This is a genomic window from Psychrobacter nivimaris, from assembly GCF_009812035.1.
In the GTDB taxonomy this organism is placed as follows: Bacteria; Pseudomonadota; Gammaproteobacteria; order Pseudomonadales; family Moraxellaceae; genus Psychrobacter; species Psychrobacter nivimaris.
The window spans coordinates 45,804-71,078 of sequence record NZ_VZIZ01000022.1 but is presented as its reverse complement, the minus strand read 5'-3'; the positions used below and the strand labels follow the sequence as shown (position 1 = coordinate 71,078).

23 protein-coding genes and 1 pseudogene are annotated in these 25,275 nt (G+C 43.0%); 13 read left to right on the top strand and 11 right to left on the bottom strand.

The genetic code is table 11. The features are described 5' to 3' along the window. The first annotated feature begins 231 nt into the window (after nt 1-231). Both FQV37_RS09890 and FQV37_RS09885 read left to right on the top strand, forming a co-directional pair. Nucleotides 232-2,676: a site-specific recombinase gene (locus tag FQV37_RS09890; protein WP_160022710.1), complete on the top strand. Its 2,445-nt coding sequence runs from the start codon at nt 232-234 to the stop codon at nt 2,674-2,676. 193 nt (nt 2,677-2,869) lie between these two features. Then, complete coding sequence (locus FQV37_RS09885; protein WP_102092992.1) at nt 2,870-3,229, top strand: hypothetical protein; 360 nt, start codon at nt 2,870-2,872, stop codon at nt 3,227-3,229. 382 nt (nt 3,230-3,611) lie between these two features. Here the strand turns inward: FQV37_RS09885 and merA are convergent. From merA to rsmA, 8 genes and pseudogenes are all read right to left on the bottom strand, one after another. Beyond that, nucleotides 3,612-5,003 (bottom strand): annotated as a pseudogene (gene merA, locus FQV37_RS09880) (mercury(II) reductase); the annotation flags it as partial. 68 nt (nt 5,004-5,071) lie between these two features. Continuing rightward, nucleotides 5,072-5,491, bottom strand: a complete 420-nt coding sequence (gene merC / locus FQV37_RS09875; RefSeq protein ID WP_008467331.1) for an organomercurial transporter MerC — start codon at nt 5,489-5,491, stop codon at nt 5,072-5,074. Beyond that, nucleotides 5,491-5,775, bottom strand: coding sequence for a mercury resistance system periplasmic binding protein MerP (gene merP / locus FQV37_RS09870; RefSeq protein WP_008110847.1), 285 nt, complete (start codon nt 5,773-5,775; stop codon nt 5,491-5,493). Before merP ends, merC begins: the two co-directional genes overlap by 1 nt. A 46-nt stretch (nt 5,776-5,821) precedes the next feature. Further along, on the bottom strand, nt 5,822-6,169 hold the full coding sequence (locus tag FQV37_RS09865; protein WP_016899520.1) for a mercuric transporter MerT family protein: 348 nt from the start codon (nt 6,167-6,169) through the stop codon (nt 5,822-5,824). Nucleotides 6,170-6,356: 187 nt separating this feature from the next. After that, nucleotides 6,357-6,728, bottom strand: a complete 372-nt coding sequence (merR, locus tag FQV37_RS09860) for an Hg(II)-responsive transcriptional regulator (RefSeq protein WP_033011277.1) — start codon at nt 6,726-6,728, stop codon at nt 6,357-6,359. A gap of 376 nt (nt 6,729-7,104) precedes the next feature. Beyond that, nucleotides 7,105-7,941, bottom strand: a complete 837-nt coding sequence (locus tag FQV37_RS09855) for a symmetrical bis(5'-nucleosyl)-tetraphosphatase (RefSeq protein ID WP_160022708.1) — start codon at nt 7,939-7,941, stop codon at nt 7,105-7,107. A gap of 76 nt (nt 7,942-8,017) precedes the next feature. Next, nucleotides 8,018-8,769 (bottom strand): IS5 family transposase gene (locus tag FQV37_RS09850; RefSeq protein ID WP_420877004.1). Its coding sequence is split into 2 segments (ribosomal slippage): nt 8,018-8,538 and nt 8,538-8,769, totalling 753 coding nucleotides; the frame shifts between segments, so codons are not numbered across the junction. 156 nt (nt 8,770-8,925) lie between these two features. Then, entirely contained in the window at nt 8,926-9,789 is an 864-nt protein-coding gene (rsmA, locus tag FQV37_RS09845) for a 16S rRNA (adenine(1518)-N(6)/adenine(1519)-N(6))-dimethyltransferase RsmA (RefSeq protein WP_102091795.1), read from the bottom strand. A gap of 520 nt (nt 9,790-10,309) precedes the next feature. On the opposite strand from rsmA, the gene FQV37_RS09840 reads away from it, so the two are divergent. Beyond that, entirely contained in the window at nt 10,310-11,089 is a 780-nt protein-coding gene (locus FQV37_RS09840) for a transglutaminase-like domain-containing protein (RefSeq protein WP_102093417.1), read from the top strand. 161 nt (nt 11,090-11,250) lie between these two features. Here the strand turns inward: FQV37_RS09840 and pdxA are convergent, their stop codons facing one another. After that, a complete protein-coding gene (pdxA, locus tag FQV37_RS09835) occupies nt 11,251-12,351 on the bottom strand; it encodes a 4-hydroxythreonine-4-phosphate dehydrogenase PdxA (RefSeq protein ID WP_160022704.1) in 1,101 nt (366 codons plus the stop codon). A gap of 297 nt (nt 12,352-12,648) precedes the next feature. Between pdxA and dnaB the strand changes: the two genes are divergently transcribed. From dnaB to argF, 3 genes are all read left to right on the top strand, one after another. Next, nucleotides 12,649-14,052 carry a replicative DNA helicase gene (gene dnaB / locus FQV37_RS09830; RefSeq protein ID WP_057760393.1) on the top strand — a complete coding sequence of 468 codons (1,404 nt, stop codon included), beginning with the start codon at nt 12,649-12,651 and terminating at the stop codon, nt 14,050-14,052. A 178-nt stretch (nt 14,053-14,230) separates the two neighbouring features. Next, complete coding sequence (alr, locus tag FQV37_RS09825; protein WP_160022702.1) at nt 14,231-15,337, top strand: alanine racemase; 1,107 nt, start codon at nt 14,231-14,233, stop codon at nt 15,335-15,337. Nucleotides 15,338-15,554: 217 nt separating this feature from the next. Beyond that, nucleotides 15,555-16,478, top strand: coding sequence for an ornithine carbamoyltransferase (gene argF, locus FQV37_RS09820; protein ID WP_057760398.1), 924 nt, complete (start codon nt 15,555-15,557; stop codon nt 16,476-16,478). A gap of 136 nt (nt 16,479-16,614) precedes the next feature. Here argF and rpiA read toward each other — a convergent pair whose 3' ends face one another. Further along, a complete protein-coding gene (rpiA, locus tag FQV37_RS09815; RefSeq protein ID WP_057760400.1) occupies nt 16,615-17,274 on the bottom strand; it encodes a ribose-5-phosphate isomerase RpiA in 660 nt (219 codons plus the stop codon). 306 nt (nt 17,275-17,580) lie between these two features. Here rpiA and ilvA point away from each other — a divergent pair, with 306 nt between their 5' ends. From ilvA to FQV37_RS09780, 7 genes are all read left to right on the top strand, one after another. Further along, a complete protein-coding gene (ilvA, locus tag FQV37_RS09810) occupies nt 17,581-19,134 on the top strand; it encodes a threonine ammonia-lyase, biosynthetic (protein WP_101205019.1) in 1,554 nt (517 codons plus the stop codon). A gap of 244 nt (nt 19,135-19,378) precedes the next feature. Further along, a complete protein-coding gene (locus FQV37_RS09805) occupies nt 19,379-19,807 on the top strand; it encodes an RNA-binding S4 domain-containing protein (protein ID WP_057760405.1) in 429 nt (142 codons plus the stop codon). A 207-nt stretch (nt 19,808-20,014) separates the two neighbouring features. Further along, nucleotides 20,015-20,515 (top strand): low molecular weight protein-tyrosine-phosphatase, encoded by a 501-nt coding sequence (locus tag FQV37_RS09800; RefSeq protein ID WP_160022700.1) that lies wholly within the window; start codon nt 20,015-20,017, stop codon nt 20,513-20,515. A gap of 315 nt (nt 20,516-20,830) precedes the next feature. Continuing rightward, a complete protein-coding gene (gene murB / locus FQV37_RS09795; protein ID WP_240991006.1) occupies nt 20,831-21,871 on the top strand; it encodes a UDP-N-acetylmuramate dehydrogenase in 1,041 nt (346 codons plus the stop codon). Between the two features lie 49 nt (nt 21,872-21,920). Continuing rightward, on the top strand, nt 21,921-22,649 hold the full coding sequence (locus FQV37_RS09790; protein ID WP_240991004.1) for a YdcF family protein: 729 nt from the start codon (nt 21,921-21,923) through the stop codon (nt 22,647-22,649). A gap of 115 nt (nt 22,650-22,764) precedes the next feature. Next, on the top strand, nt 22,765-23,025 hold the full coding sequence (gene ccoS / locus FQV37_RS09785; RefSeq protein ID WP_240991003.1) for a cbb3-type cytochrome oxidase assembly protein CcoS: 261 nt from the start codon (nt 22,765-22,767) through the stop codon (nt 23,023-23,025). Between the two features lie 97 nt (nt 23,026-23,122). Beyond that, complete coding sequence (locus tag FQV37_RS09780; protein WP_160022696.1) at nt 23,123-24,010, top strand: sulfite exporter TauE/SafE family protein; 888 nt, start codon at nt 23,123-23,125, stop codon at nt 24,008-24,010. A gap of 107 nt (nt 24,011-24,117) precedes the next feature. On the opposite strand, the gene FQV37_RS09775 is transcribed toward FQV37_RS09780, so the two are convergent. Further along, nucleotides 24,118-25,272: a DEAD/DEAH box helicase gene (locus FQV37_RS09775; RefSeq protein WP_102091784.1), complete on the bottom strand. Its 1,155-nt coding sequence runs from the start codon at nt 25,270-25,272 to the stop codon at nt 24,118-24,120. Between the last annotated feature and the right edge of the window lie 3 nt (nt 25,273-25,275).

The following is a 25,275-nucleotide window of genomic DNA, read 5'->3' as shown; positions in this document are numbered from 1 at the left end:
TTTAAAACTAACCTAAAATACCTTGATTAAAAGGACAGTCGTGTTACTGTCCTTTTTTTTGTCAAAATAACTGCTAACAAAATAATTCAATATCAATTGGCAGTTCCGATTAAAATAACGCAAGACAAGATGTCGCTCGACTACAATTGAACGATTGGCAAACATTACTCAACCACTTATACCGACTTAAATAATAAAAACGATTGAAACAACCATGATAAAGGGTGCGACGTGTCAGAATTAAAACGCATTTTACAACAGATTACCGCCTTGAGCGACGTGCCAGATCCTGCGGTACTCAAACGCTTGATTGATGAGCTACGAGTCAGTGATAAAGAACCTGCATTGGCCAACGAAAAAATTCAATCCCTTATTGATATCATACATCAGCATCCAGAATATGGAGATGGGCTGTCTAGTTTTGTGCTAAAACTGATTATCCAATATCGACAAATTGCGTTGTATACCGATACTGGTATCATGTCCGATCAAGGATTCTTCAACAGTTTACGCCGTTTAATAGGCCATCGGTTTTTACCATTATTACCGCAAGATGACTCTGTCGTTGAATTGGTGGGCTACTTATTTAATAAACGCTCTGATGAACGTTGGCTGGCCAATATTGAAAAGGAAAAATGGGACAAACTGGTTGAGCTGGTTCGCGTAGAAGAGAAACATTTAAATCTAGTGGCTACTGCAAAAAATAGTATTTTAAACGCCATTATCATTTTGTCTTATCGCATCAGCGGTATCGGCTTGCATCCTGATTTGATGGAGTCCTATCCACAAATACTGAACTATTCCGCATCTTTCGTTGCACAAAATCAAGAAGCCGTACTCTTCGTCAATCAATATCGTCAAGCACATGAGCTTGATACCTTGACAGATATTACGCCTGAGCAAGCAGTCGATCCTGCACCTCTATTGGTTATGCTTGAACAGTGCGAAGATATCGTCGCTACCGTACGCAAGCGGATTTATAAAACTGGTATCTCTATCCGTTTGACTAATATGATGCTGCGTTTAGATCAAAGCTTGCAGCGTATGCGAATTTTGACTGAGCTGGTCACAGACGATAATCAAAAGCGAGATCGCGCTGTTATCGAACTGATACAGGCGCTCATCACTACGGCTAATCAGCGCTATAGTATTGGTTATTTGATTGATAACAATACCAAACTGCTCTCTCGAAAAGTCACAGAAAATGCCAGCCGCGTCGGTGAGCATTATATTAGTACCGATAAAGCTGGCTATCAAAAAATGCTCAAAAAAGCCTCTATCGGTGGCTTTATCATCGCATTTATGGCAACCATAAAAATACTGGCGTATCACTTAGCGCTCGCACCCATGGGTCGCGCGTTCATCAACAGTATGATTTATGGGTTGGGTTTCGTATTTATTCATGTTATTCGCGGCACAGTAGCGACCAAGCAGCCCGCCATGACCGCGGCTGCGATTGCCTCCACCATATCTGAAGGCTCTGGTAAAAAATCACATCAGTTAACTAAGCTATCAGAATTGGTCGTCGATATCTTGCGTACCCAGTTTATCGCTATCATGGGTAACGTCATGTTGGCCGTACCCGTCGCTTTGATTATCTCTTTTGCTTGGTTGCAATATACTGGCGCGCCAATGATTGATACCGAAAAAGCAGGACACTTGCTACATGATCTCGACCCGTTCCACTCATTAGCACTGCCCCATGCTGCCATTGCTGGGGTTTACCTGTTCTTATCTGGTTTGATTGCCGGCTACTACGATAACTTGGCAGTTTATAACAACGTAGGCGCGCGTATACAACGTCACAAATTATTAAAATACATATTGCCTAGTTCATGGCTTCAGCGTTTAGGCGGCTTTATAGAAGCCAATTTGGGCGCTATCATGGGTAACTTCTTATTCGGGGTGTTCTTAGGTAGTACCGCGACTATCGGCTATATCTTCGGCTTACCAATTGATATTCGTCACATTGCCTTTGCTTCAGCAAACTTGGCACACGGACTATTCAACATATCTGCTGATGATATCAGCTGGAGCCTCATTCTAATTTCTATACTTGGTGTGGCACTTATTGGTCTGGTCAACTTAATCGTTAGCTTTTCACTGGCACTGTTTGTCGCCCTACGTTCTAAAGAAGTTCGCTTTTTTGAATGGAGTCGCCTCACAAAACTGGTGTTTGGCCATATTATTAGTCATCCGTCTGACTTTTTCTGGCCACGTGATAAGCCAATGAAATATGCGCGTATCGACAGTCAGGGTCACATGATATTTGATGACACTTCCGCACAAAAAAATGGCAAATCTATACCAAGTAATTATGTGGTGAGGCGTTTGTCCGATGTCAGAATCTTGCCTGAATCTAAACATGCTGATGCTCAACACTCCCAGACGAATACCGACATCAACTATGAAAAACAGCCGACAGATGAGCATACGCAGCCGTATAACTCTCCTGAAAAGATCATGGATCTGGATGATGGTTTAGTCGATGACGAACTAAACAGCGTTCCTTATACCGATGATATCCAATACGATAAGGCCACCAAAACGATAAGTGCGATTGATAGCGATGTCGTTAGTGATGAGCCATACCACACTGACTCTGATGACAAGCAGACTGGTGACGCAAAAACACCTCTACCAAAACCTAAAAAACCACCAAAGCTGCCTAGTTAAATAGGTAGTTGCGGTGGGTTTTTGCTCGATCGACTGTTGTTACTAAAATTATTTGTCATAACGTCTGTTATCAGAGTATGTTCGATGCGCTATAAAGGTAGCGAAGCATTGGCTATATAATTAGCATTCTTTTGTCTATCATCCTAAATTGTACTAAATTAATTGACCACAGACTTTGATCATAGGAAAGAAAATGTCGTTCTTTTATCCTAAAGATGTAGATTTTATGGAGATGTTTGGATGCGAGAGTCATATAGATAATGATGGTTTGCTAGAATCCACATTCATTGATACACAAAATAAAAAAATGGTTTTTTCTATCAGTGATATTCAGAACTCAATATCTGCTTATATATATCAAGATGAAGCATTAATATTTAAGATATATGAAGAAGGAGCGATGAGGGTCATGATATATGAAAATCAGATCATTATAGAATATCTGAATTATCAGGATTTATACGCTAAAAGACTTACTATTATTGATGTGTATCCAATATTTAAAATTGACCACTCTACTCTGATAGACAAGGATATGAACCAGCTAAACTAAATACTTTAAAGGTATTATCATATTAAGATGTACCTACAGCGAACCAATCAGGTGCTTTCACTGGTTCGGTACCCTAGTAAGGACTTGAATCTTGGACTGTATGCTAATGATAGCAATAGTTTGAGTTATTGAAGCAACATCGGTGTACTTCGTTGTGTACATCCAGTGAGTTTTTCGAGAGTGAATTAGCTTATTTTTGATTTCTATAAGTACTGTTATGGAGACCATCCCAGATTCTGTGTAACTGACGTTTAGATTAAATACTTACACAAAATTTAGGAAGGTCTCAGATTTTGAGAAAAAACCGCTAGAAAATTATTTGAAATAACAGCTATTAATGGCACTCCATTAACATTTCTGTAAGTACATTACCGTTAAATGATTACCCTGCGCAGCAAGATAGCTCTTTAACGTCTTTGCTAAAGGTTTGAGCGCATAACTTCAATCCTTCAACCATCGTCAAATACGGAAATAGTTGACCTGCCAATTCTTCGACTGTCATTTTATTATGAATAGCAAGAGCCGCACTTTGAATCAGTTCTCCGCCTTCATGGGCTAAAATTTGTGCGCCTATCAGTTTTCCCGTGGATTCTTCAGCTACCAACTTGATAAAACCATCCGTTTCAAAATTTGCTAAAGCTCTTGGTACGTTTTCCATATCAAGTACACGACTTATCGTATTTATTCCTACCGCTGAAGCTTGTACTTCGGTTAGACCTACCGTAGCAACTTGTGGGTCGGTGAATATAACAGCAGGCATGGTAGATAAGTCGAGTTGCGCATTTCCACCTGTCATATTAATTCCAGCCCTACTTCCGGCAGCAGCAGCAACATAAACAAATTGTGGCATATTGGAGCAATCTCCAGCGGCATAAATGTTAGCTGTTGATGTTTCCATCATACTATTAACAACAATGGCACCACTTTTATCTGTTTCAACACCAACATTTTCTAAACCAAGCTTTCCAGTATTTGCATGGCGACCCGTAGAGATAAGCAATTTTTCAGCGATTAATGTTCCTTCGTTAGTTTCCAATGAAAAACCATTGCTATCATAAGAAACATGACTTGCTTGCGTATTATTAAGTACCCTAATACCTTCTTTTTCAAAGCACTCTGCCAGTTTTTCACCTAATAACGGATCTTCAGCATATAAAAGGGTATGTCTGGCTAGAATTGTCACACGGCTACCTAAACGGGCATAAGCTTGCGCAATTTCCAGAGCAACAACGGAGGAGCCGATGACAACTAGACTACTCGGTAACTCTTCTGCAAATAAGGCTTCTGTTGATGTCCAATAAGGTGTATCAACTAAACCCTTAATTGGCGGAATGCTTGGTGTAGAGCCTGTTGCAATTAAAATGCGATCTGCAACCAGCTCTTCTTCACTACCATCAGACTTGTGAACTAGCAAGGTATTTTGATTTTTAAAACGTGCATAACCTTTAAGTAAAGATAGCGCGGGATTACTCTCTAAAATACGTTGATATTTAGCATCGCGTAGTTCTTCGACGCGAGCGTTTTGCTGATGTGCTAATAAGGAGCGGCTAAGTTGTGGCTGAATATTTTCTAAACCATCAAACGGGTTAGTACGTTGCTGATGCGCTAATTGCGCAGCACGGATCAATATTTTTGAAGGAACACAGCCGACATTTACACAGCAACCTCCGATTACATCGGCTCCTTCAATGATAGTAACTCTTGCTCCGCCTTCTGCTGCTTTAATCGCACTGGCAAAGGCCCCTGAACCACTACCAATAATGGCTACATGTAATTGTTCTGGCTGGATGTCATTTGGCGAGCAACAACTATTCGTTGACATATTTTATTCTTCTTAAAAAGTTAAGCGGTACAAGTTTCATCATCACAGCGTTTATTCGCAGGAGAAACCATGTCCCAAATTGATACAGCAACCATTAGTCCTAGCCCCGTATAAGTAACGTATGAACTCCACCCGTACTGGAACCAAGGGTATAAAGAGAGTAAAACCAAAATGGGGCCAATTGAACCGATAAAACTACGGTGCCATTGACGATGGCTAAACCAGCCTAAGATATTCATTGCCAGCGCTAATACTGCAAACAGTGGTAACAACGTATTGATAAATACCCCTTCCCACTGACTAAGAAATCCCATCCCAATTGCCGCACCAAGACTAGCTATCGCGGGAAAACACATGGCGCATCCCATTGCCGAAACAAGTGCACCTATAGAGCCTGCTTTATCTCCGATACGCGTAACTAGTTCTAAGGGGCTAAATATTACTTATTTTCACTTTTTAAATTTGAAGGGTAGCCAGCGTTGGTAGTCGCTGCAATTAATGCATTGATGTTGGTTTTAGTGTCATCAAAAGAAACAACAGCTAGCTTAGGCTTGTAGGTAACTTTCGCATTTTCAACGCCATCAACATTTTCTAATGACTTTTTAACTGTGATTGGACATGTCGCACAGTTCATCGTTGGCACTTCCAGTGTAACTGTTTTTACTTCAGCAAAAGCACCAAAACTAGAAAGTGAAAGCAGTGCGGTTAATAATAATTTTTTCATAATTAGCTCCAAATTTTAAAATGTTATAAATTTCTTGATCTGTATATTAAGCAAACAAAAGTATCCAATAATTACTGGTCACTAAAATTGTCGCAACTATAGCGCTCAGCCAGAAAATGACTTTTCGTTGTTGCTGTTTCTTAGGAATTGCACAGGCCGTTCCCGGCTCACACTCTTCTACAGGACGGTAAATTTTCCAACCTGAGTAACCAAACAACAACACTACAAATGCGATAAATAATGGCCTATAGGGTTCAAATGCAGTTAAATTACCAATCCATGAGCCACTTACCCCAAGTAATAACAGGAGCAAAGGACCTACACAGCATACGCCTGCGCCTAATGCTGCTATGATGCCTCCTATCATTGGAAGGTTTGATTCTTTTTGATTCATATAGATACCTCATTAGATAATGCAAGTGTATTGCATGTACCTAAGTACGGAGTCAAGGGTGATTTATAAAAAATTTATCTTTGATAATCTGCTACGACAGATACGGGGAATAAGCTAACTTGAATTAAGGCGCAGAAGTAAAATTGGATATGCTGTTTTAGTGGGAAATGGTAGTTAAGTGAATCATTTACTTCGGTTGCAACGAATCAATTATTGGGCAGTGGCTATCGTCATCATTATTTTGGCATTGTCCTAAATGTTCTTCCAAAGCGTGTTCTAACAACAACAAGTCAGCCATCTTTTTTTGTACTGCGATCAGTTTTTTATTAGCTAATTCTTGTACTTTACTACATGGACTATCGTTTAACGCAAGTAACCCTTCAATCTCATTTAGCGTAAAACCTAATTCTTGAGAACGCTTGATAAAATGTATTCTATTTACCGTTTCTTTCGGGTAATGTCTATAGCCCTGCATAGGCTTTGGTGGTTGTTTAATTAAGCCTTTGCGTTCATAAAAGCGAATTGTTTCGACATTTACACTCAGTTCTTTAGCCAACATACTTATGGTTCGTTTAGACACGTTATCAATTACCTTACTGACTTTTTGTTTACTTACTTTATATCTAATTAAAGTGACCATCAATGAATACCAGTTTAAACATCGCTAATTGATTTTGTTTTTTCTTCTATTAAATAAGTAAAGTTACCGTTGTTACAACAATATTAAACCACAACAATGTATGGTTTATCCTTTTTCATTATCAAAGTCCAAATTAGTGTTATTACATGCAGTTCTACATGAGTATACTCCAAGGGAACCAGGTATTTTACCTCTCAAACCCATTAACATACCACTTAAAATAGACTGGTATAATGGAACTACTTATAACAGACTGTTTATTTAGCCTTATATATTAAGACGCTTATAACCCTCTTTATGGACTCGGGCACTGTGCGCTTGAAGTAAAAACCTTGCCGTCACCCAATCGATAAGCCAATAGATAATTACCCCACACGCAGCCACCGTCGAGTGCGCGCGCATGTGGCAAATCAATTTCGCCTTTTAGCGCAGCCCAATGTCCAAATAGTATCTTACGAGTGCGCGGTACTTGCCACTCAAACCAAGGCAAAAAATCGGTTGGCATAGCCTCATCTAAACCTGCTGAAAAGCTAAACTCAAGTGACCCGTCCTGCTTACACAAGCGCATACGCGTAAAGTAATTAGCAATTGCACGCATCTTGGTAAATCCTTCGATACCTGCATGCCATTCATCCGCTTCTTTGCTATATAGATTCGGTAGCAATTGGTCGAGCTGCTCCAATCTACTTTGCAGCTGAGCTTCTAATTGCTGTGCATATCCTGCGGCAGCTTCAATACTCCAATGCGGTGGAATACCCGCATGTACCAACACCGTGCACTCATCAGGATAGGCTAATATCGGCTGCCTGCGTAACCATTCGAGTAACTCATCACAGTCATCCGCAGCAAAGATAGGTGCTGTTTTGTCTTTATTTTTAAGCTTGGCGGCCCCGCGCCAGACTGCTATCAAATTAAGATCATGATTGCCCAATACCGTTGCCGCAGCGCCTTGCTCACACAACGCTTTGACATGGCGCAGCGTGTTCAATGAGTCCTCGCCGCGTGCTACCAAATCACCAGCAAACCATAATTTGTCTTGGGCAGGATCGAAATCCAGTGTCTTTAGCAATTGTAGATATGCAGCATAGCAACCTTGTAAGTCACCGATAACATACTGATGGCGAAAACTCATAACACCTCAACGATTTAAATACGATAGTTAAAGACAGCTCGATAAGAAATAAATACTTAAGTACTAGGGCGTGTCTTCAATTCATCTTACAATGAACGATAGTACACGCCAGATAAAGCATTGACTTAAAATTACGAGCTAACTTTTCATAGCGAGTAGCGATACTACGAAAATGCTTGAGCCTTGCAAACATATTTTCAACAAGATGACGTAGCTTGTATAAGTAGCTATCAAATTCTGGATTAGGCTGTTTGGCATTCTTCCTTTTAGGGATGACAGGTATCATATTATGGCTTCGAGCTTTATCTCTGATAGCCTCTGAGTCATAGCCCTTGTCAGCAATAAAGTAATCAGCTTGTCCAATCATGTCAATCAATTCACCTGCAACTTGACTGTCGTGGACGTCACCCCCAGTGATTTTAAAATTGAGCGGATATCCATCGGCATCACAGGATAGGTGTATCTTTGTAGTTGCTCCGCCACGGCTTTGTCCAATTGCTCGTTCTTCACCAAGCCGAGCTCCACTTGCATGCTGATGACAGCGAACATAGCTTCCGTCTGTGAATACCCATTCCGTATCAACTTCTTTTCGTAAGCCAAAAAAAAATCCGCCCATAAGCCAGTTTTCGACCAGCGGTTGAAACGACTATAGGCTGTTTTCCACGAACATAATTCTTCAGGTATGTCACGCCAAGGCGCCCCTGTGCGTAGTTTCCACAGTATGGCTTCCATGATCTCTCGGCTGTTTTGAGTTTGATAGCAGCCGTACTTTATCATCGTCGATTGCAATTGATCCCAAAGCGTATCTGTTAATGCTTTTCTTGCCATAACTTGTATTTCTCGCATCGACTCAATAGATGCGGTATTGTAACTATTATTTAGGGCTTATCCAATTGAAGACACGCCCTAGTCATAAAAATAAAGCATAAAAAACCGCCATTATAATTGACGGTTAGTAGCATGCTTTTATGTATCAAAAATACATTATACGTCTAGCTGTTGTGAATGATTGCTTAGGTTCACAAAGTCTGTGACGCTTAATGTCTCAGGTCGTGCCTGCGGATCAATACCACAAGCCTCAAAATCGTCTTCGCTCAATGTCGGTAGCAACGTTGATTTTTTGAAGATAGCACGTAGCGTCTTGCGACGATGGTTGAAAGTCTCACGCACGACAATGGCAAAATGCTCTTCATCATTTGCGACTACTGGTTTGTTGATATGCGGCGTCAGGCGGAAGACAGCACTAGTCACCTTGGGTGGTGGATTAAATGCACCGCGAGGAACGGTTAGCAAATAATCTGTATCACAGTGGTACTGCATGATGACTGATAAACGGCCATAGGTCTTGCTACCCACGTCGGCCGTGATACGCTCGACCACTTCTTTTTGCAACATAAAATGCATGTCTTGGATCACATCGGCATAGCTAAGCAGATGAAATAAGATAGGCGTTGAGATGTTATATGGCAGGTTACCTACCACGCGCAGCTTACCGCGCTCTTCACTATATAGCTCACGGTAGTCCACATGCATCGCGTTATCTTTGATAATCTCAAAGTTTGGATGGCTATTGGCACCGATACGAATACGCAAGCTATCTGCCAAATCGCGATCCAGCTCCACCACGGTCATCGCATCCACTTCTGCCAATAACGGCTCGGTCAATGCGCCCATACCAGGCCCAATCTCGATCAAATTGTCATCGCGCTCTAGACGAATACTTTCGACGATTTCGCGAATGACGCTAGTATCATGCAAGAAGTTTTGGCCAAAGCGCTTACGCGGCTGATGTTTGGCAGCACGTAAGCTGTTAGAAATAGTTTGAGCATCAAATGAAGTTTTGGACATAAAAGAGTCTTAATGTATAAAAGATAAATGGGCGATGATAATGTCATGGCAGCGATATACTGACTTTATAATAACAAATTATAGCACAGCTCATAATTAGGCTGTATTTTTGAATAATTATTATCGATAGACGAGCCATGCTTTTGAGTAACTGACTCGGTAACTTTTTATCCCTACATCCATATAATATAAACTCTGATTATGCTAAATGGCAGCGTCAAATCAAGTGCTAGCAGACAGAAACAGGTACAAAGATGGAGTCATCATAACGATTGCGGCGTAAAAATAAATCGATAATTAATCAATTTCTGACACTTCTCAGGTTTAATAAAGCCCGACTGCATAACGCAATTGGTTATGTTTCACCTTTTGAGTTTGAAAAGCGCTATTATGATAATTTAACCCTGTCAGGCATTGCTGTCTGACTCCAGTAAAGTAAGCCAGTCTCTGATATAGTCGAGGCGGTTCAGCCCTACGCGATCGTCAGCCCGCCAGATAAATACCCTTAGGGAATTCACATATGATCCTGAAACTTAACGTCACCCTCCATTATCGACTCTCAGAGCCAATGGATCTTTTGCTTCAGATCGAAGCTGCTGATCTTGCGGATCAACGGGTACGGTCAGCCGAGATTTGGACATCAGACGTTGCGCATTTTTCACGGGTTACCGCCGATGATGGCATAGGAGAGCGGATTTGGATTCACGCTGAAGGGGATTTTAGCTGCACTTATCTCGCAGAAATCGCCGTTGACCGTCCTGCCTTAGACATATCGGTACTGTCCCAAACGCCCCTGCATCTTTTGCCCGGAGAGACGATCAGGCATTTAATGCCGTCTCACTATTGCCCGTCAGAACAGTTCCATGCCTTCGTGGACGCCGAGTTTGGCAATCTCGCTGGCGGCGCACGAATTGCCGCGATGCGCGACTGGATCGAGTCGGCATTTAGCTACGTACCCGGATCAAGCCATGCACAAACCACCGCGCTTGACAGCTTTGCTCAACGTCAGGGCGTATGCCGCGACTTTGCGCATGTTCTCGTAACCCTAGCGCGCGCGTCGTCGATACCAGCTAGGTTTGTGAGCGTTTATGCGCCCGATATGACACCACAAGACTTTCATGCCGTGGCCGAGGTCTATCTTGAAGGGAGCTGGCACCTCATTGATCCGACTGGCATGGCAGATGCCGACACAATGGCCCGCATCGGTGTTGGGTCCGATGCGTCCAGCGTCGCGTTCTTAACTTCGTTCGGATCCATGGATCTGATCAACCAATCGGTATCCGTAACCAGACAAGCTTAGGGTCCTGATCCTAGGCTTTCGAGCCTGTGTTTAAGACAGATGCTGTTCCTCATGCACGATAAAAGCTTTACTAAATCGTCTTAAGTGGCTGCCTTTTTAGATAGGCATTACTGATACTAAAATTATTAAGTACTATGTGAAAAATATCTATAAGCACTGATTTATACAGCAGGTACATCGATAAGTGATTTATCAGCCATCTCATTAGCCATATTTAGTGCTTGATATAAGCTAGTCGCACTCGCACCGCCACTTCCTGCCAAGTCTAGCGCCGTACCATGATCGACAGAAGTACGAATATAAGGCAAGCCCAAGGTTAGATTGACCGTATCGCCAAAACCGTGCGATTTTAATACTGGCAATCCTTGGTCGTGATACATGGCAATGACCGCATCACAGTTTGCTAAATGTCTGGTGGTAAATAACGTATCCGCTGGCATCGCCTCTGATATATTGACGCCTGCATCGATGAATTCTTGCAACACGGGATTGATAATCTCAATCTCCTCGCTCCCCAAATGCCCGCCCTCGCCTGCATGTGGATTGAGGCCGCAAACCAAGATGCGAGGCTGCGCGAGACCAAACTTTTCTCGCATATCATCGATGACAATTTGTACCGTTTGGCGCACGTTCTCCGCGGTGATGGCAGCAGGGATGTCCTTTAATGGTAAATGCGTAGTGACAAGCGCGACTTTCATCGCTTGGTTGGCAAGCATCATGACGACTTTTTCACAGCCACTTTGCTGCATGAAAAACTCGGTATGACCACTAAACATGGTGCCATCTAATAGCTTGATACCAGCATCTATCAACGCTGATTTTTGCAATGGCCCAGTGACGATGGCAGCGACTGTATTATTTATTGCCAGTTTATGAGCAATATCTAATTGCTGAGCCACCATCGCTGAGTTAGCGATATTGATTTGCCCGCAGACAACTGGTGCGGCACAAGGAATATCCAGTAGGATGAAAGCACTATCAGCGTCTATATCTTGCTGCGATATCTGATCTACCAAGTTAACATCGACGTTATCGGCATTTATATCTGTATTGATAGTATGCCAACTAGGTATGCTTTTGAGAACGCTAGCTGCAACCAATTCCTCCGCGCGAGTTTGCATCGCTTTAGCATCAGCAGTCACCCAAATTGGTCGAGCAAAGTCTTGCAACTTACTCTCTGTTGCTAGTCTTAGTACTACGTCCATGCCAATACCCGCAGGCTCACCTGTGGTGATTAATAGCGGGCGCTTTTCTTCTGTCATAACAATAGCCTTTTTTATTTAAATTACTGATTTTATTATATTTATAATTATTATTCTAAGTTTTTATACTTAGACATTGTATGGTATCTCTTACTTCATAAAAAACAATCACTTCAGATTTAGTGCTTTATCAAGTCTAAAAAACCACATTATGTGTTAAACTTTCGCATCTGATTGTAGCATTTACAGACAAACCTGAGACCGCGTTTTGGTACTTCTATCGTAGAGGCGCGCTACGTTTGTATTGCTCTATCATCGACATCTTTTTTCATACCCATTTTAACTCATTAGGCACTCATGGCAGAAAACGACAAAACCGACGACTTACTCAATCAGACACCGCCACACAATATCGATATTGAAAAGGCATTGCTCGCGTCTTTGATGAGTATCGAAGAGGCGTACGACAAGATTGCCGATATTGTCACCAAAGATGACTTTTATGCTGGGCGACATCAATACATTTTTGATGCCATTGCTCATTTGGCGGCAGTGAATGAGCCTTATGATACGGTCATGGTACACGACTGGTTAGAAGCGCAAAAGCTACTAAAAGGCGCAGGTGGTGACAGTTATTTGGCTGATATTTTGAGCCAAAGTCCTGCGACTTTGTTTAACCTGACTGCCTACGCCCAGCGTGTGCGTGAGCTATCAACCCTACGCCAGTTAATTACCACTGGTAATGACATGCTGACGCTTGCCTATAATCCAAAAGACCAAAGCGTTAGCGACATTCTAGACAATGTCGAAGGCAAGATATTTAGTATCAATGAGCAGCATAACAAACGTGCGGAACAGCGAGGACCTGTTGGTATTACCTCTGTCTTAACCAATGTTATCGATAAGATTCAAGAACTCAAATCAAACCCCGATGGCATGATTGGTTTGCAGACACCATTTGCCGAGCTGAATAATAAAACCCAAGGCCTACAAGCGGGTGACTTGATTATTGTCGCTGCGCGTCCTTCGATGGGTAAAACCACTTTTGCGATGAACTTGGCAGAAGGGATTTTGTTTAATGAAGATTTGCCCGTCGTGGTGTTTTCGATGGAGATGCCCGCTGAATCAATCGTCATGCGTTTGCTGTCCTCATGGGGCGCGATTAACCAGACGCACCTGCGTTCTGGGCAAATGAATGAAGATGAATGGGCAAAGATGATGAACGCCATTCAACATTTGCAATCAAAGCATTTATATATTGATGATAGTACTGCGCTACCGCCGTCTGAGATGCGTTCTCGCTGCCGCCGTATCGCCAAAAATCATGACGGTCGCTTGGGTGCTATCGTAGTCGATTATCTTCAGCTGATGAAAGTGCCAAGTCTAGATGGTAACCGTGTTGGCGAGATTTCTGAGATTTCTCGTAGTCTAAAGGCGCTCGCACGTGAGCTTGAATGTCCTGTGATTGCGCTATCACAGCTTAACCGTAGTCTAGAAAACCGTCCAAATAAACGCCCTATCATGTCGGATCTACGTGAATCTGGTGCGATTGAGCAGGATGCCGATTTGATTATGTTCATCTATCGTGATGAGGTTTATAATGAAAACTCAGACCACAAAGGCGTGGCGGAAATCATTATTGGTAAACAGCGTAACGGCCCTATCGGTACTATTCGTTTAGGCTTTGAAGGTCAATTTACCCGCTTTATCAATCTAACGCCAGAGTACTATCAAGGCGTGAGTTTTGAGAATGATGAGTAACTAACCTTATAAAATTTAACCCTAACAGAGACTAAGCCTTATATAGACTCAGTTTCAATTATAGGTTAATGAATAATTTTACATAACCAGTTTTAATACAATAGCCAGTACCGCATCAACTCAATCGATGTAGTACTGGCTTTATAACTTCATAATTCTACTCATATAGAAGGCGATTATGCGCACAATTACTATAAAACCAAAAGCCCTTACTCATAACCTAAATCAAGTCAAACAACGAGCACCCCAATCTAAAGTGTTGGCTATGGTCAAATCCAATGCTTATGGACATGGCGTGGCGGCAGTCTTGCCAGCCCTGCAGCAAGCAGATGGTATAGGCGTCGCTACTCTGACTGAAGCGCTAGAAGCCAGACAGTTAGGTTGGGAGAAAACCATCGGTCTAGTAGAAGGTGCGTTTACTGCTGATGAGTGGCAACAAGCGATTGATCATGAGATTAGCTGCGTGATTCACCACGGACCACAGCTAGAGTGGGCACTACAAAACATCCCGCCAGCCAGCAGTGCAACTAGAGTGGCTTGGCTCAAATACAATACGGGTATGAACCGTTTGGGTTTTAACGCTGAGGGTGTGCTTTCAGCAGCTAAGCGTTTGCATGAAGCAGGTTATCAGCTGATCCTAGCCACGCATTTTGCCAATGCTGATGATCATGATCATCCATTAAATGCGATGCAGATTGAGCGTTTCTCGAGCGTACTAGCGACTTTGAAAGACACCATTAGCCCAGATATCCAAGGCTCATTATGCAACTCTGCTGGTATCGTCAACTTCCCAGAGTACCATTATGACTGGGTACGTCCAGGCATTATCTTATACGGTAGCTCACCTGTCGTCGATAAAAGCGCACAAGAATTAGACTTGCAGCCTGTGATGGAATTTAGTGCTCAAATCATTGCTCTACAAACCGTTAGCGCCAAGGATGCGATCGGCTATGGTAGCCGCTGGCGTGCGCAGCAAGACACCAGAACGGCATTGGTCAGCGTTGGATATGGCGATGGCTATCCACGTGTGGTCACGGATGATGCGTATGTCACTGTCATGGATGCTAACGACAGCCAAAGCTACCGCTGCCCAGTGATTGGGCGCGTGGCTATGGATATGATTGTTATTGATATCAGTAGCGCACCTGAGAGTCTTGCTATAGATAGCAAGGTCATGCTATGGGGCGATGCGCCGCGTGTCGATGAAGTCGCAGGTCATGCTGGGACGATTAGCTATGAGCTGTTATGTCGCCTTAGCATACGTCCAAACCGTACACAGGCATAATCATTAGCGGTACAGTCATTAGCGTACAAGGTATCGTGGCTTGCTAATGTGATTTCGGTCTATTTAACAAGCCATTTGATCTTGATAAAAATGAACGTTTACATTGAAAGTAAATACGCTATACTAAAAGTTTGTTGTCAACCCAGTATACGCACTGACGCGATGCTATTGAAGACTGATGACGTTTCACTGACTGCGATCGACTGCTAGGATTACTATGAGTTTGCGCCATTTTTTAACCTTATCTGATTTAACCAAACAAGAACTAGAAAACTTAATCAAACGCGCAAGCGAATTGCGTAAGATGCAACACGCAGGCGAGATATACCAGCCTTTTGTTGGTCGTACGCTTGGTATGATATTTGAAAAATCTTCAACGCGTACCCGTATCTCGTTTGAGACCGGTATGGGTCAATTTGGTGGTAACGCCATATTTTTATCACCAAACGATACGCAGCTCGGTCGCGGCGAGCCATTAGAAGACTCAGCACGCGTGATTTCTAGTATGGTAGATATCATCATGATTCGTACCTTTGGGCACGAAAAAGTTGAAACCTTTGCTGAATACTCCAGTGTACCGATTATCAATGCATTGACCGATGACTATCATCCATGCCAGTTGCTCGCTGATATGCAGACCTATTACGAGCATCGCGGTAGTATCGAAAATAAGATTGTGACTTGGGTTGGTGATGGCAACAATATGTGTTCATCATTTATGCAAGCTGCCAATCAGTTTGGTTTTGAACTACGCGTGGCAGCGCCTTATGGGTTCGAGCCTGATCCGAAACTTATGGAGCGCTTTTCACACTGCGTCAGTCTGGTAGAAAACGTACAAGATGCGGCAAAAGATTCTAATCTAATTGTCACCGATGTGTGGGCAAGTATGGGTCAAGAGTCAGAGCAAAACACACGTGCACGTCGTTTTGCGCCTTATCAAGTGACGCCGTCTCTATTAGACAAAGCTGACCCTGAAGTGGTGTTTATGCATTGCTTGCCAGCCCATCGTGGCGAGGAAATCTCTCATGACATGCTTAATGACCCGCGCTCTGTCGTATGGGACGAAGCTGAAAACCGCTTACATGCACAGAAAGCATTGATGGAGTTTTTACTTAAAGACAAAATCAAGTTACCTGCATAACTTAGGCTATTCTATAAAAAGACAGTGAGATCAATAGTAAGATAACTTGCTAATAAACTCCTAAATAAGTTCCCAAATAAAAAAGCCGTCCAGATCTGGACGGCTTTTTTGTTTATACAAATGATTTGATCATAGATTAACGCGTGAGCGTTGTCACACCATTAGCACCTGCTTTTAATAGAACATCCGCTTGGTTTGCTGCAAAGATACCATTACATACCACACCTACGATATTATTTAGCTCTTTTTCGAGCGCGATTGGATTACTCACATCCAAGTCATAGGTGTCTAAAATGACATTACCATAATCAGTGACAAAATCTTCACGATATACGGGTTCACCGCCCAATTTGGCCAATTGGCGAGCCACATACGAGCGTGCTTGTGGCAATACTTCAATCGGTACTGGAAACGCGCGACCTAAGATATCAACGCTTTTACTATCATCGACCATACAGACGAACTTGTTTGAAGCTGCGGCCACAATCTTTTCGCGAGTCAATGCACCGCCACCGCCTTTGATAAGTTGCAAGTGCTCATTGACTTCATCAGCACCATCGATATAAACATCTAACGTACCAGCAAAGTTCAAATCGACTATTTCGATACCAAGCGCACGAAGTTTGTCTTCTGTCACCTGTGAGCTAGCGACGGCGCCAGCAAGCTTTAATTGTGGCAACAACTCAATCAAACAGTTGACCGTACTACCTGTCCCTACCCCAAGTATCATATCGTCTTCGATATAGCTTAGAGCAGCTTTGGCCGCGGCTTGCTTTTGTGCTTGCTGATCACTCATCATAAATCCTTGGAAAATAAACGTATGGTCTTAAAAAAAGTAAAAGGCTAAAAGAGTTAAAATGCGCGGCTATTATAACCGATGATATTAATGGATGTTAGCGCATCATGACGCTAATTTGTGAGTCTTATAGTACGTAGCTAAGGCTTAACTTCGGCAAATACCTGCACTTCATGTAAATTCAAGCACGAAATCCCAAGAAAACTGCAATTGAGTCTTGCAAGATACTAAAAATCGGCATAGGCTAATCTATTTCGTTTTTATATTCATCTACACTTTTTATATTCACTCTGTTTAGGGATTACTATGCTGTCACACTGGGTACGAGCCATCTTACAAGCCACCGTCTATGACGTTGCTATTCAAACACCACTTGAAACGGCGCCCAAGCTGACCCAACGTTTTGCCAATGACATTCGATTTAAGCGTGAAGACTTACAACCGGTCAAATCATTTAAATTGCGCGGTGCCTATAACCGTATCAGTCAGTTGAGCGATGAGCAAAAAGCGCGCGGCGTCATCTGTGCGTCAGCAGGTAATCATGCGCAAGGCGTGGCTTACTCTGCACGCAAACTATCACTAAATAACATCATCGTCATGCCAACCACGACTCCCGACATCAAAGTGGATGCAGTAAGAGCACTTGGTGGCAATGTAGATCTACACGGAGATAGTTTTGATCAAGCAAACCGTTATGCGATCGATCGTGCTGAACGCGAAGGACTGACCTTTATTCCACCTTATGACGATGAACTGGTCATCGCAGGACAAGGCACCATCGGTCTTGAGCTGACCCAGCAGTGGCGTAATATGGACTATGTATTCGTTGCCGTTGGTGGTGGTGGTCTGATTTCAGGTGTGGCCGCATTTTTAGGTGAAGTGGCACCACATGTCAAAGTGATTGCGGTAGAAGCCGAGCAGTCAGCTTGTCTAAAAGCAGCACTTGAAACAGGTGAACGTGTCAAACTTGAGCAAGTAGGATTGTTCGTCGATGGGGTGGCAGTCGCGCAGATTGGTGAATTGCCTTTTGATGTCGTCCGTACGCAAAAAAGCGATAACTCAGGCCCTATCGTTGAGCCTGAAGTGATCACTTGTACCAATGATGAAGTGTGTGCGGCTGTCAAAGATATCTTTGAAGAGAATCGCAGTATCGTTGAGCCTGCTGGCGCGTTGTCAGTCGCTGGTATGAAAAAATATATCGAAGCCAATAATATTCAAGATAAAAACTGCGTCGGTATCATTTGCGGTGCCAATATGAATTTTGACCGCCTGCGTTATATCGCTGAGCGTACCGAAATCGGTGAGAAAAAAGAAGCCATCTTTGGGGTTACTATTCCTGAACAAACAGGCGCTTTTTTGAACTTCTGTCGCAGTCTACATGGCCGTAACATCACAGAGTTTAACTACCGTGCTGACAGCAAAAAGTCACCAGACTCAATGGAGCCTGCCTCAATCTTCGTAGGTATCGCTTTAAAAGAAGGCGAAAAAGAGCGTCAAACCATCAGTAACCAATTGTCAGACGATGGCTACACTGCTCACGACCTGACTGATGATGATATCGCCAAATCACATATTCGTCATTTGATTGGTGGTCATGCTCATGTCGAAAACGAACAATTGCTACAAGTAGTATTCCCAGAACGTCCAGGCGCATTGCTAACGTTCTTAGAAAAATTGGGTGATGACTTCAATATTACTTTATTCCATTACCGCAACCATGGTGCTGCTGAAGGTCGTGTGCTGGTTGGCCTGCAAGCCTCTGAAGGTAACTCTCGTCAGCTACAAGACGCGCTTTTAGATATTGGTTATGACTGTGCCACGGTCAATGACAACATTGGCTATCAGTTGTTTTTAAGATAACCTCTTAAGAGTATGTTCCTAAGATGAATAACAAAAGCGGCTTCTCTTATGATTAGCCGCTTTTTGCATCATATAACCCGATACTAGGGAATGTCCCTATTTTAAAAATGGTGATAAACGTTTGAACTGGGAACACGTCCTAAGCACTACAATCACAAAAATACATTTGCAAATAGTAAAGTTGCCCTAATATTATTTATATAAAACTATGATTTAATATAAAAACGAATGCAGAGTGACTCTTATGAAGAAAAATGCTAATGCTGATGATAATAACCAAGGTTTGGTGAAAATCCGTCTCGATAAATGGCTTTGGGCAGCTAGGTTTTATCGTACACGCACCCTAGCCAAACAAGCGATTGAAAGTGGACGCGTGCACTATGCTGGTAGCCGGGTAAAAACCAGTAAAGAGATTTCAGTCGGAGATGAGCTAACCATTCGTCAAGGCTCAGCGACCGCTATGACTGAAAAGACTGTCGTTGTTGAGGCGCTATCTGCACAGCGTGGCAATGCGACCGCCGCTGAGGTACTATATTCAGAGACCAAAGAAAGCGAGACGCGCCGTGCTTACTATGCCGAACAGCGCAAACTAGCCAACCTTGCTCGTCCTGACAACAAACCCAACAAAAAAGAGCGACGCGATCTACAGCGTTTTAAAAGTAATCAAGATTAAAACCGTTTCACTATCTCACCTTTTGGCCATGCATCATATGGCCAAATTTCCATTGTTAAATGACGCTATTGTTTAGTCTCTATCCTTGCCATTCCAAGCATTAAGCGTTACGCTAGCAGCTGATTCAATCGATTGCATGCTAATAAAAGCCGCATTAACAATGCTGGTCTCTTATAGCATGTTTTTTTTGTTATAGAAGGTCATATTATGCTGATGAAAGCCTGTACTCCCTCGTCTGTATTATTGGTATGTTTGGGAAATATCTGCCGCTCCCCTACTGCTGAAGAAGTTTTTCGTCAGCAAGCAGCGATTGCTGGACTATCTATAAAAGTAGACTCAGCAGGCACCAGTGATTGGCACGTTGGCAGTGCGCCTGATGCTCGCTCACAACGTCATGCTAAGTCACACGGCTATAAAATTAATAAGCTGGTCGCTCGTCAAGTCAGTACCAGTGATTTTCATGATTTTGATTTAATCTTAGCCATGGATTCACAGAATTTAGCTGATCTACAAGCTATTAAAGACAGCATTACAGCAAAGTCAGAGGATAATTTGGCAACACTAGCACTGTTCAGTGAAGAAGACCCTACCTATTGCGGCAGTGATGTGCCAGATCCCTATAAGGGCAATAACGATGATTTTGAAGAAGTGATCGAGCGTATCGAATCAAGCGCCCAAGCTTGGATAGAAAGCTGGAAAGCCTGCTAGCCATACTGTCTATATTTCTGCTACTCTTGCATCCGGTATCCTCTATAATAAGGTTAATCTTCTATAAAAGAGCTACAGCGTTAACCTCGCTTGAAGTATCACAGTTACGTCTGCACTCAGTTGCTTTGTATCTCTTTTAAATTGAAACAACTATAACTACCTTATCATTTATTATCCTTTTGCCACATAGGCTATGTTATGACCCAAGCTTCACGCCTTGACCACAGTACTCAGTCTACCATCAGCTCTGATGTTTCGAATGTTTCAGCGACTGCCGTAGTTAATGATTCAATCGATTTGTCACATGATAATACTATGGCATTGGCTTGTGTTGCTGACTCTGTAGTGACATTAGAGAATGAAGCGCAGCTTGATGATTTTATGGCAGCTTATATAGAGGATACAGCAGACAAGCTACCACTGTTTGTACTGTCTGGCGGTAGCAATGTTTTATTGCCTGCCGCGTTGAAGGCTATAGTATTGCAGCCAAAGATGCGTGGTATTCATCTGACCAATCAAACCGACAATTATGTTGATATCGAGGTAATGGCTGGTGAGAACTGGCATGATTTGGTCGTACATACGGTCAATCAAGGTTGGTATGGATTGGAAAACCTTGCACTAATACCGGGCCTGACGGGCGCAGCACCCATACAAAATATCGGTGCATACGGCGTACAATTAGAAGACCGCTTACAGTATGTACGCGCCTATCATTTGCCGACACAAACTTGGCACCATTTATCAGCTGCCGATTGTCAATTTGGCTATCGTGACAGTATCTTTAAACGCACACCAAACACATGGCTTATTAGTCGTGTGGGTTTCAGATTACATACTGATCCTGCCAATATTCTAGCCAGTTATGGCGATGTACAGACTGTGGCGCAGCGCTATGCGGAGCAACAAGGGCGCGAGCAAGCGATGCCTCATGATGTTATGCAAGCCATTATAGATATTAGACAACAAAAACTGCCAGACCCAAAACAGCTACCTAATTGTGGCAGTTTTTTTCAAAACCCTATTATCGCTCAGGAGCAGTTCACAGCGCTGCAAACAACTTATCCAGCTATCGTTGGTTATGCGATGCCTGATGCAATGGTGAAGGTTGCTGCAGGTTGGCTCATTGAGCAAGCAGGGTTAAAAGGCGGCGGCATTGCACCTATTTTTACGCATAAGCAGCAAGCACTAGTACTGACCAACCATACGCCTCAGCAAGCCACGCAAGAGGATGTAGCTATAGCGCAGAAATATATCGCTGCTACTGTCTATGAAAAATTTGCCATTCAATTGTCACGTGAGCCAGTCTGGGTAAATGCTGATGGCTCAATTGGATATGCTGAGCATGTGGCCTAAAAAATCATGGTCTAAGCGGCTATTATCTAAACGATTATGGCGATATTACTTGCGGTTTTCTGAACGCATGGTGACGCTTTTTCGCATTATCAATATTACTTTTATACTGGGCTCTACGTCCGTCATTTTAGTGATTATTAGCCTATTTACCCCGCTATTTTCGCAAGCAATCGTTTATATCTTTTCTCTATTGCCGCTACCTGATATGCCTGCTGCTGCCATGAGCTCACCGCCTACCGCTTATGTAGTCCTAGGCGGCGGTCTGACCAATGACCACAACAACCAAATTATCCTAAACCGCTATAGTCTCAATCGTGCCCGTACCGCTGCAGGTGCTTACCATGACTTACCCCTACCGATTGTACTGAGTGGTGCTGAAGCTCCATGGCTCGGTCAATGGTTGATGGAACACGGTATCGACGGACTGATAAGTGAAAATGCCAGCATGAATACATGTGAAAACGCCCGTTTTACAGCCAAACGCATTCCGCTACGCCATGTATATCTGATTACTGATAGCTATCATATGGCACGTGCACGCAGACAGTTTGCCTTAAATGGTATCAATAGCACACCACTTCCTGCGCCATTGCCAGTTAGACGAGACTGGATGAAGCCTGCGCACAACTTAAGTCACTCACGGCGCGCTGTCTATGAGGTCGCAGCCTACCTGCGCGATGTGATACGTCCACAAATGGACTGCCGCCATGCCAATGATGTGACTTCGCAGCAGCTATTGACCCCAAGAGGCAATGCTGCAAAAGACTCTGACGAATAAACGTTAAAGATATATACGATACTATTGAGAGACGCATTCTAAATGCTACCAGTCATCCACTACATTTGTGATGGGTGTATAATAATAAGAGACACTGCTATTTAAGAGATTTGCCATGCTCAGTATATTTTTATTAATACCATTAAGTCTTATGCTGTTTGTGGTTGCTATTTGGGCAGTGCGTTATGCGGTCAAGTCAAATCAATTCGAAGATCTGGACAATGCATCACAGCGTATTATATTGGATGACCGTCAAGAACGCCGCCAAACTATGCAGGCTCATGAACGCTCAGCACCTACCCAGCAGCAAGATAAAACAGCCGCAATTGATGGAAATAACGATCATTCTGAGATAAATAAAGATTCAGAAATCTAATTTATCTGCCTTATAAATGCGTAATTTATTGGTGCCGTTTTATTAAATAATTCAGCACTAGCAAGTTCGCCCTTTACTATTCTTAGGAGACGCATTCATGACCATCGCTTTACTTGTGGCGGCATTACTAATGGGATTCTTTGGTTCACCGCATTGTTTAGGCATGTGTGGCGGTCTTGTGACCGCATTTGGTCTGTCTATGAAAGATGTCAGCCCCGCCAAACGTCGTGCTTTGGTGGCCACGTATCATTTTGGGCGTTTAACGAGTTACGCATTATTGGGTTTAATTGCAGGGCTAATCGGTATTACCGTATTAAAGCCATTGATGATGGGTAATAGTACACCGCGTATTTTATTAGGATTGGTACTGGTATTCGTCGGTGTGACGATGCTTGGTGCGCCGTTTTTGACTAAGCTTGAACGTTTTGGTATGCGCTTTTGGCAGTATCTTAGCCCATTGCGTCAAAAGGTATTTCCACTTAATACTTTTCCGCGCGCATTAACAGCAGGGTTGCTTTGGGGCTTTTTGCCTTGTGGTTTGGTATATGGCGCTCTACTAATTGCGGTCGTTGCTCATAATCCATTAAGCGGTGCTGCGTTGATGTTTGTCTTTGGTCTAGGAACCATACCGATGTTGGTTGCGACGCACGAAACGGTCGGTTGGCTACGTGATAAGATCGGACGTTTTCGCTTAAGGCAGTTAAATGGTGCGGTTATGGTCATATCAGGGTTGGCAGTAGCAGTCGTGCCGATGGTCATGGCAAATATGCATGGCGGCCATGGTGAGATGAATCATGGTAGCCACACTGCTATGATGTCTGATATGGACTCTCACGACATGAGCCAAATGAATCATGATACGGATATGGCAGCAGACATGGATCACAACATGCAGGATATGGATCATAGTATGAATGACATGAGTGATGAATCAGTGGACATGAATCACCATGAGCATACTGAAATGATGGAACACGCTCAATAAAGTTATCGGTAACAGATACTATTAACACTTAGCATATAAAAAAGCCCTCAATACCATTTTCGATATTGAGGGCTTTTATTTTTTGAATAATGCTCAGTTTATAGCAATTATTCCTGCCATTGCTCAAGCGTAAACTTGGTTTCTAAATGCTTCTCTAATGCCGGTATATTAAAAGCATCATCCTCACTCACAAAGCTGATACTAATACCTGTCTGGCCCGCACGGCCCGTACGTCCAATGCGATGCACATAATCATCTGGCTGATCAGGCAAAGTAAAGTTAACCACATGACTGATATCATCGACATGGATACCGCGCCCTGCTACATCTGTCGCCACCAAGATAGACGCGTGACCATCTTTAAAGCGCTGTAAGTATTTCTCACGTTTTTGCTGAATGACATCGCCCGAGAGCATCACGATATTATGCGCTTGACGCAGTTTGTGATATAGACGCTTTACTTGATCTTTGCGATTGGCAAAGACGATGACTTTCTCTACTGCTTCATCACTGATAATACGCTGCAAGGCGTCCAGTTTTTGATCTTCTGTCAGCAAATAAAAATGCTGATCTACTAACTCGCTGGTCTTGTGTTCAGGCTCAATTTCAACAAACTGAGGCTCATGTAACCAACGATAGGCTAAATTCATCACATCTTGGTTAAAGGTTGCAGAAAACAGCAAGCTTTGACGATCCGTATTGGCAGGCATTCGACCAACTAGGCGCTTGATATCAGGAATGAATCCCATATCTAACATGCGATCTGCTTCATCAAGTACCAATACCTCTACTCTATCTAGATACACCATGCCTTTATTAGCAAGGTCAATTAGACGGCCAGGCGTCGCTACCAAGATATCAACGTATTGACGTTCAAGCTCGTGCTGCTGAGTTTCATAATTAGTACCGCCCATAATACAGACGCTATGTAGCGAGGTATATTTGGTTAATGCAATGCAGTCATCAAATATTTGCTGAGCCAATTCGCGAGTTGGCGCCATGACCACAGCGCGCGGCTCACCAAGATAGCGCTCTTCGTCATTAGTAAATGGACGCTTAAGCAAGGCTTCCATAATAGTCAGTAGAAAAGTTGCTGTTTTCCCTGTGCCCGTTTGTGCCTGTCCAATAGCATCTTGATGTGCCAATGTATGCGGTAGTATCTTTGCTTGAATCGGCGTCAATTCAGTAAAGCCTAGATCACTTACTGCACGCAGGGTCGCTGTTGAAAGTGGCAAATCAGTAAACGTTGTAAAATTGCTCAAAAA